Origin of the sequence: Lactobacillus sp. 23-2 (genome assembly GCF_044902225.1) — a bacterium.
Lineage (GTDB): Bacteria > Bacillota > Bacilli > Lactobacillales > Lactobacillaceae > Lactobacillus > Lactobacillus absianus.
The window spans coordinates 114,633-123,092 of sequence record NZ_JAOQBX010000002.1 but is presented as its reverse complement, the minus strand read 5'-3'; the positions used below and the strand labels follow the sequence as shown (position 1 = coordinate 123,092).

Sequence of the window (8,460 nt, the reverse complement as noted above, 5' to 3'; positions counted from 1 at the left end):
GAACTGTGGCCAAAAGCTGCCGGAATCCGCTCTAGCACCGGCCGCGTCAACAGCTCCAAGTGAGTCAACGAGTGAATCGTCATCCCCAGCGCCGGTCGCTGAATCTGAAGCAGCAGAAGCAGAAGCCCCAGTTTGTCCAGCGTGCGGCGCTCCAATCAAAGCCGGCGATTTGTTCTGCATGAACTGTGGCCAAAAGCTGCCGGAATCCGCTCTAGCACCGGCCGCGTCAACAGCTACAAGCGAGTCAACGAGTGAGTCGTCATCTCCAGCACCGGTCGCGGAATCTGAAGCTCCAGAAGCCCCGGTTTGCCCGGCGTGCGGTGCACCAATCAAAGCCGGCGACCTGTTCTGCATGAATTGTGGCCAAAAGCTGCCGGAATCCGCTCCAGCAGCCGCGTCAACAGCTCCAAGCGAGTCAACGAGCGAGTCGTCATCTCCAGCGCTGGTCGCGGAATCTGAAGCTCCAGCAGCCGCGGAGGCAGATGCTGCAACGCCTGAAGCAGTTCCGAAACCAGATTTGTCCCAGCCGGATGAACCGGAAGCATCCCCAGTGCCAACGTCGGCCTTTGAGACGGTCGCGGCTGTTGAGGACTTCGATAAGCCAGCGGCAGCCGATGAAGAACACTCTCCGTTTTACGCCGAAGATTCTGAGCCGATTTCCATAGAAAATCAAAATCCGGCAGCACCAGTTGAATCTACGCCACTTCCATTCGCGCCGTCAGCTGCAGCCGCGCCAACGGTCTGCCCGAACTGCGGGGAGGCGCTTGAAGCGGGTGACCTGTTCTGCACGAATTGCGGCACCAAGATCGTGGATGCCGAGGCAAAAATCTCGCCTAAACAGGATCGCAGCTGTCCTAGCTGCGGCAAGCAGGTTAATGATGAGGATGCCTTTTGCCCATACTGCGGCAGCAAGCTGAATTAGTTTGACAAGCATGATCGCGTTGGATGATTGCTCGATAGAGCAGTCGCCCAACGCTTTTTTCGTGCTTGCGTTTTTTACAACAGTTCTCCTAAGATTCCCAAGAAAAAGAAGCTGGCAGTGCCAGCTTCTTTGGGTGTACTTATTCAAAATTTAGCGCTCAAAAGCTAAGCAGGTGGTCAAAGCTGCTGGTTCTGATTCCAGCCCGGTCAGCGATGATCTCCGGTGTCCCGACCGCGGCCCACTCGTCGTAGGCCTTTTCCTTAAGCACCACGACCTTGTCAAAGCAGTCAATATCCTGAATTTGGCTGATTGAAGCCACGACCGTCTTATTTCCGTTGTGGGCCAGCTTTCGCAGGGCTGTGAACATGAAGTTCCGGTCCCGCGGACTCAAGCCGGCGTCTGGCTCATCCAAGATGAGAACCAGCTTGCCCTTGAGCAGGTCCTTGCCCAAGAGCGCCAGCCGCTTTTCACTTTCGCTGCAGGCGTTCAGCCTTTTTTCCTTGCTTGACTCCAAGTCGAGCAGCCGCAAGATCTGCTCGGTCTGCTCGGCCTGCTGGCGCCTGTCGGCCTCAGGCAGAACCTGCTTGGCCGTCTCGCTTAAATAGTAGCCGAGCGGCATGTTTGCTTCACTTTCGTCCAAGGAATAGCTGCTGATGAAAGCCAGCTGGTCTGTTGCCTTGCTTGGATCTTGCAGGCAGTCAACTCCCTGGCAGCGAATCTCCCCCTTGGCGCTGGCGTTTTGCCCGGCTAAGGCCTTGATTAGCTCCAATTTGGCAATGGACGGGCCAAGAAGGCCGACTAGCGCGCCGGCTTCGGCGGCAAAGCGGACTTTTTCATCCAAGCCGTCAGTGATCTTGACCTGCAGCCGTCGCAATTTGTTCGCCAGATAGGCGGCGGAATTATCGGTGAAGACCTCCTGCTTGGCTGGCAGGCTATAGAAGATCCGCCCATTGGTAAAGATTAGCCGGCAGTTGCTGAAAGTGATCACGTCCTTCTCATGCAGCGGGACCTGACCGGAAATGTAGTGGTTGTTGATCTTGGTGCCGCCGGCGGAATTGGCGGCAGCCGCGTAGAAACTGTTGCCGACCTGGGAGATCGTCAGCTGCTGGTCAGCGACATAAGGCCGATCGATCACGAGATCGCAGGTTTTTTCCCGGCCAATTGTCGTGGATAGGCCAGTCAGGTCATATTCCTGCCACTGGCTTTCTTGTGGCCGGCTTTCAAATAAGATCAGAATCCCGTTTTCATCAGGAGCTTCTAAGTCATCGGTATCAACGCGCAGAATGTCGCCGTTTTGCAGGTAGGCGTCTGTTTTGACGGGGAGCTTGTCCCCGTTTAGGAAAGTTCCGTTGAGGCTGCCCAGATCCTGGTAGAACCATTGGCCTTGTTCCAGGTGAAATTCACCGTGGGTTCGGCTGGCTAATGGGGAAGACAGGGCCACGTCCACCTGGCGGCCAGGCACCCGCCGGCCAAGCCACCAGACCGTCTTGCCAGTTAAGGACTGCTCGCGGATAGCGTTTTGCTCCAAGATTACCAGATTTGCAGTTTCATCCATTTGCGATTTCCTCCTTGCGGTAGTTGACACTAATTACAACTATACTCATTTTAACCGATTATCTTTAGTTTTAGTGGCAAAACATGATAAAGTATTTATGTTAATTATTTAATTAGGAGGGGAATTCTTGAAAAATATAAAACATCTCTTGGCCTGGACCGGTCTATTAGCCGCATCCCTGCTGCTGGTTGGCTGCGGCAGCCAGAAAGCGCGCCCAGCCACGTCCAGCCCGGTCAAGAGCTCAGTCAAGCAGTCAAAGAAGGCCAAAAGCCAGCCCAGTCACCAGTCCGCCCGGCAAAAGCAAACCAGTCAAAAGCCGGCCAGTCCCCAAAAGACTAGCCGCCAGTCCGGGCAGCGCGGCAAAGGGGCGGCTGCCAGCTCAAAGTCGGTGAAGATGGAGCCGGTGATCAAGAAAATCCGCGCCTACCTGACCAGGTACGCGGGTAACAGCGCGGTCAGCGTGGAATTCATCGACCTTTCAAACAACCGCCGCCAGTCCGTCGGAGTCAACGAAAATACGGGAATGTACGCGGCCTCTTGCGCTAAATTGCCAGTCGCGGCCTACACCCAATACCTGGTGCAAAGCGGGAAGCTGTCCTATTCAAGCAAGCTGACCTACACATCAGCAGCGGACGATACGCCCAACCACATGGTTAAAGGCGGAACCGGGGTCCTGCAGAACCAGAATCCCGAAGGCAAGCAGTACAGCGTGCAGACCCTGCTGGAAGACGCGATGGTCCATTCAGACAATGCCGCCAGCAACCAGCTGCTCTACCACCTTTGCAATAAAGACCAAGCCAGCTTCAATGCCTTTTTGAACAAAATCGCGGGCATCCCTTCCTACAGCAAGACCATGACGACCCTGCAAGCCGCGCGCGTGATGGCCTACCTCCACTCGCAAAGCGGTCCGGTTAACCAATACTTGAGCGCCACGGACTGGAAGTCGGAAAAAATCGGCACCCTCCCGGTCCGCGTTGACCATAAGATCGGGATCAACGGTGCTATCAACAACGACGTGGGCTATGTCTACGCCAAGAAGCCCTTTGTCCTGGCCATCTTCACCAACGGCTGGTCCAATGACCAGATCGCGGCGGTTGCCCAGAAGATCTATGACCTGGCCGAATAGAAGCGATAGGAGAAAATATGTCAGTCAAACAAGTTGCCCGTTTCGTTACCAACCTGCTGCTCAGCTTTACGCTTTTTGATCTGGTCCTCAACTTAGTCTCAGAAGGGCCCAAGGCTCATAACGGCCTGCGGCTCGCCTTTATCGCGGCCATCTTCGTGGCGGCAATCGGCCAGTGGCTGGGCGGGTGGATCGCGGACCACGCCGGCTTCTTGAAGTACGCGGCCCTGCTCGTCAGCCTCTATCTGCTCGCCTACCTGTTGCTGGTCCGCCAAGACGACCTGTTCTGGTACTGGATCTTCCAGGCCGGCTTGCTGGCGGTCAATTTGTCCTTTAATGCCTTTACTTGGAAAAACGCCGCGCCCTGGACCACGTGGACGGAAATTGCCTTGTTCGTCCTAGCCCTGGCCGCGGCCACGGTCGGCATTATTAAAGGTGCTTGGTGAAAAATAGCAAATAAAAATCCATCCCGCGAGGGATGGATTTTTTGTGTGGGAATATAGAAATTTAAGTAAAGATTAAACCGCTGAGCTTAAGCGAACAGCTCTTCGATTTCAACGACTACGGCAGCCGCGGTTTCCGGCTTGCCGGTTTCCTTGGCCAGCTTCTTGGCGAAGTCGTCGCCTTCGTGGATCGTCGCGGTCCCTACGGCCCGGACGTTGGTGTGGCTTGGCACGTCAGCAACGACTACGGCCACGCGGCTGCCAGCCTTGATGTTTTCAAAGGCGTGGGCGAAGGTTACTTCTGACCAGGCCAGGTGCTTGTCGTCGATTACGCGCAATGAGCCCTTAGGGCCGACTTGCGGGTTGCCGTCCTTGTCAACAGTGGCGATGAAGGCCAAAGCTTCGTTGAAGAACTTTTCTTGTTCAGCAGTCAAAACAGCAGTGTCTAACTTCTTCATAATGACGTCTCCTTCTTAAATTCAGTTTATTTTTTCTTGATTGATCTCTTATCTGCTTACTATTTTATAGCAATTCGCCAGGAAAAAATTGATGTAGGTCAATTTTGACCATGATTTTAAGATTTTTTTGGAAAAAGTTAAGGTAGCAGGAAGGCACAGACGTTGAGCAGGGCCAAGCCGCCGAAAAAGAGCGCCCAGTCCTTGCCGGTCAGGGGGATCTTCACGATCGCGGACCGCTTGGCGCCTTCGCGGAAGCCATGGGCCTCCATCCCCTGGGCCAGGTTGTCGGCAGAGTTCAGGGCAACCAGGATGGCCTTGAAGTAGAGGACCGGCGACCAGAAGGACAGATTGACCCCGCGCATGAGGCCGGCCACGCGGATCTGCTTGACGGCCTGGGCCATGCGGGGAATGATGTTCAAGGCCGCGAGGGTCCCGTAGGCAAAGTGGCTTGGCAGGTGCAGGTTCTGCTCAAGCGAGCGGGCCATTTCCTCAGCCGTCGTGGAGACCGTTAGGCAGGCCGTGGTCAAGGTGTAGACGTAGACCCGGGTGGTGATGTCCAAGGCGTACCAGAGCTGCTTGCGGTCGGAAAAAAGGTAGGCCGAGGAGAAGACCGTGAAGGCGGCCAGGGTCGCGAAGAAGAGCATGGTCAAGATGGCCTTGGGCCGCATTTTTTTGACCAAAAGCCAGCAAAGGCACAGGGCCATGACGAGCAGGTTGGTATAGAGGCTGACCTTGAATGAAAGCTCCAAAGAGACGATCAGGGCCAGCAGGACTTTAAGACTTGGATTCATAATGCCTCCTTAATCCGTGACGTACTGGAGCCGCTGCTGGTCCAGGCGCAGGTGGTAGTCGCACCAGTCGCTCAAGCCGTGGAACTGGTGGCTGATGACGATAATAGTTTGTCCCATGGCGGCCTGGCTGTCCTTCATGAGCTTGACGACCTGCTTGATGGACTGACGGTCCAGGCCGCTGAGCGGCTCGTCGATGAGCAGAACTTCATGGCCGGAGATCAGCATCAGCAGAATCTGCAGCTTCTTCTTCTGGCCGCCGGAAAGAGAGTAGACGACCTGGTCCAAGTGGCTGGCCAGGTCCAGGTCCGCTAAGGCCTGCTTGATCCGCTCATCGCTGAAGTAGTCGTTCTTGCGCAGCTTCTTGCTGATGGCCAGCTCGTCTTTGACCGTGATCTGGATGAACTGGTCAGTGGCTTTCTGGAAGACTTGGGCTACATGCAAAAAGTAGGTCCGGGCCGGCTGCTTGGCCACTTCCCGCCCTTCCCAGCAGATGGAGCCGGAGTAGGGCAAAAGCTGGGTTAAGGCCCGGAAGAGGGAGGTCTTGCCAACCCCATTGGCCCCCGTCAAAAGGGTGACTTTGCCCTTGTAGAGCTTAAGCTCGTCTTGCTTTAGCAGCAGGTGGCTGGTCTTCAGCAGCACGCCGCTTAAGACGAAAGCCGCTGGGGCATTGGCTTGCGGCAAGGCAAAAGTCAAAGGAACCCTGGCGTCTTCAGCCAAGACCGCGTCCCTTTCTTTGGCTGAAAGCCTGGTGACCGTCTGCCCCGCGAAGCGGTAGAGCTGGTCGACCTTGCCCAGGTAGTCCGTAAAGACGTGGTCGGTCAGGATGATGGTCTTGCCTTGCTCTTTCAGCTGGACCAGCTTTTCCACCAAGAAGGTCCGGGCCTTGGGGTCCACGCTGGCAAAAGGCTCATCTAGCAGAAGCAGGTCGACGTTCATGGCCACTAAGACGGCTAAAGCAACCCGCTGCTGCTCGCCGCCAGACATGGTCGCGATCTTTTGGTCCAAGAGCGGACCGATCTGGGCAAATTCCGTGGCCCGCTGGAGCCGCGTCTCATATTGCTCTTGCTTCATGCCCAGGTTTTCCAGGCTGAAGATGATCTCTTCTCTAGGAGTGGCCATCGTAAACTGCTCGCCGGCATCCTGGAACATCATGGCTTGGCTGAGCCCGCCCAGGTCAACCTGCCCTTGGGTGAGCTTGCCCCCGTACTTGGGGTAGAGTCCGGCCATGATCTTCAATAAGGTCGATTTCCCGCAGCCCGTGGGTCCGATCAAGAGGGAGAAGGCGCCAGGGGCGAAAGTCAGGGACAGGTCGGCCAGGAGCGGCTTGTGCTCGTCATATTCAAAGCTTAAGTGCTGGATGGAAATTTCGGCATTCAAAAAGGTCACCTCAATGAATGGGGTGACCAAAGAAGGCATCTGCTCCCTGCGCTGGCATTGTCCAACAGGTTCAATGGGTCTGATCTCAGCCGTTAGGCACCCCGTGATTAAATCGCTTACTTTACGGCCTAATTATATAAAAAGCCTTAATTTGTGTCCATTTTGCGCTTTTCTGCACAAGTATTATATTTAATTATTTTCTAATTCGTTGTATGCTAATAATGATTAGCTTTTGAAGCTGTAATTTTTGTACTTTTGCTTGCTGTCTGGGAGGAAAAATGCCTAATCAAAAACGAAGGGTCCAGATCGTCACGTCAGCCCTGATGCTGTCCAACGTGATGTCGGGGCTGGACAACACGATCATCAACACGGCGCTGCCGCGCATCATTGCTGACCTGCACGGGATCGAATATACGGGCTGGCTGGTCGCCATCTTCTTGCTGGGCACCGCGGTGTCCACGCCCTTGTGGTCCAAATTGGGCGAGCGGCGCGGCAACAAGCTGGCCTACCAGCTGTCCGCGGCCATGTTTCTCTTGGGGGCGCTGCTGCAGGGGCTGGCCAATTCGATGCCGTTTCTGCTCTTTTTCCGCCTGATCGCGGGGATCGGCAACGGCGGGATGGTCTCCTTGCCGTATATCATCTATTCTGACCTGTATCCGAATCCTTACAAGCGCTTGAAGGTTTTGGGCATGGTGTCGGCCTTTTTCACGACCGCGACCATTCTGGGGCCCTTGTTCGGGGGCTGGATCGTCGACGTTTTGTCCTGGCGCTGGGTCTTCTACATCAATATTCCGGTGGCCTTGATCTCCATCGTTTTGGTCCAGCTCTTCTTTAAGGAAGAACATAAGGAAAAAAGCGTCCGCAAGATCGACCTGGGCGGGGCTGTCTTCTTGTCCTTAGGGGTGGTGGCCCTGCTGCTGGGAACCCAGCTTTTGGGCGCGGTCAACCTGGCCACGGCGTTGCTGGTCTTCGCGGCGGCCTTTATCTTCGTGGGCATGCTGCTGCTGGTGGAACACCGGGCGGACGACCCAATCATTCCGGGCCGCTTGTTCAAGAACCGGCCTTTGGTGATTGACTTTGCCCTCTTTGTCTTGATCTGGGCCGCGATGTCGTCTTTCAGCGTCTATGCGCCAATGTGGGCGGAAGGGCTGATGGCCTCAACCGCCCTAGTCGGGGGGATGACCCAGATTCCCGGAGCCTTTACCGACATGCTGGGCTCCTTGTCCGTTGAGCGCCTGCGCCACCGCTGGAGCGAGTACCAGGTGATCCTCTACACCACTTGGGTGATCTTCTTTGGCTACCTGCTGATGGCCGTGGCACCGCGCTCTTTCCCTTACTGGGCCATCCTGGTGGCGGGGATGCTGCAGGGGGTTGGCAACGGGATCATGTTCAACCAGCTCCAGGTCAAGGTCCAAGAGGATGCTGACCCCAAGGACGTGCCCGTGGCGACTTCTTTCTCCTACCTGATCAGAATGCTGGCCATGGCCATCTCGTCCTCAATTTTTGGCGTGATCCTGAACCAGCACCTGGCCAAGGGCGTGGCCCAAAGCCACGGCCGGATCACGATCAAGATGCTGAACCACCTGTCCGACTTTGAAACCAGAGCCCGCCTGCCGCGCCAGCTGCTGCCGGAGATGGAGCAGATCCTCTATGGGGCGATTCACGCGATTTTCTGGGCCGGCTTCATCCTTGTTGCCGCGGCATTATTGATCGCGATTTGGGCCAGAAGGCAGGAAAAACGGGGCCAAAAGCGCTAAAGCCCGTTGACAGGTTCCAATTGTTGTAAAATAT

General features: G+C 55.7%; 8 protein-coding genes and 1 riboswitch. Of the genes, 4 read left to right on the top strand and 4 right to left on the bottom strand.

Annotation, left to right across the window (positions count from 1 at the left end):
* On the top strand, positions 1-922 hold a 922-nt coding region (locus OCH80_RS01500), incomplete at its 5' end, for a zinc-ribbon domain-containing protein (RefSeq protein ID WP_404537326.1).
* 157 nt (positions 923-1,079) lie between these two features.
* Here the strand turns inward: OCH80_RS01500 and OCH80_RS01495 are convergent.
* Positions 1,080-2,477 (bottom strand): FHA domain-containing protein, encoded by a 1,398-nt coding sequence (locus OCH80_RS01495; protein WP_404537324.1) that lies wholly within the window; start codon positions 2,475-2,477, stop codon positions 1,080-1,082.
* Between the two features lie 127 nt (positions 2,478-2,604).
* Between OCH80_RS01495 and OCH80_RS01490 the strand changes: the two genes are divergently transcribed.
* Both OCH80_RS01490 and OCH80_RS01485 read left to right on the top strand, forming a co-directional pair.
* Positions 2,605-3,603, top strand: coding sequence for a serine hydrolase (locus tag OCH80_RS01490; protein WP_404537323.1), 999 nt, complete (start codon positions 2,605-2,607; stop codon positions 3,601-3,603).
* 17 nt (positions 3,604-3,620) lie between these two features.
* Positions 3,621-4,046 (top strand): hypothetical protein, encoded by a 426-nt coding sequence (locus OCH80_RS01485; protein WP_404537321.1) that lies wholly within the window; start codon positions 3,621-3,623, stop codon positions 4,044-4,046.
* Positions 4,047-4,132: 86 nt separating this feature from the next.
* Here the strand turns inward: OCH80_RS01485 and OCH80_RS01480 are convergent, their stop codons facing one another.
* From OCH80_RS01480 to OCH80_RS01470, 3 genes are all read right to left on the bottom strand, one after another.
* Entirely contained in the window at positions 4,133-4,501 is a 369-nt protein-coding gene (locus OCH80_RS01480; RefSeq protein WP_154548881.1) for a pyridoxamine 5'-phosphate oxidase family protein, read from the bottom strand.
* A gap of 137 nt (positions 4,502-4,638) precedes the next feature.
* A complete protein-coding gene (locus OCH80_RS01475) occupies positions 4,639-5,292 on the bottom strand; it encodes a CbiQ family ECF transporter T component (protein ID WP_206988046.1) in 654 nt (217 codons plus the stop codon).
* A gap of 9 nt (positions 5,293-5,301) precedes the next feature.
* A complete protein-coding gene (locus tag OCH80_RS01470; RefSeq protein WP_404537318.1) occupies positions 5,302-6,708 on the bottom strand; it encodes an ATP-binding cassette domain-containing protein in 1,407 nt (468 codons plus the stop codon).
* A riboswitch (TPP riboswitch) is annotated at positions 6,696-6,783 on the bottom strand. Its footprint overlaps the gene before it by 13 nt.
* 164 nt (positions 6,784-6,947) lie before the next feature.
* On the opposite strand from OCH80_RS01470, the gene OCH80_RS01465 reads away from it, so the two are divergent.
* Entirely contained in the window at positions 6,948-8,426 is a 1,479-nt protein-coding gene (locus OCH80_RS01465) for an MFS transporter (protein ID WP_404537316.1), read from the top strand.
* Positions 8,427-8,460: the final 34 nt, after the last annotated feature.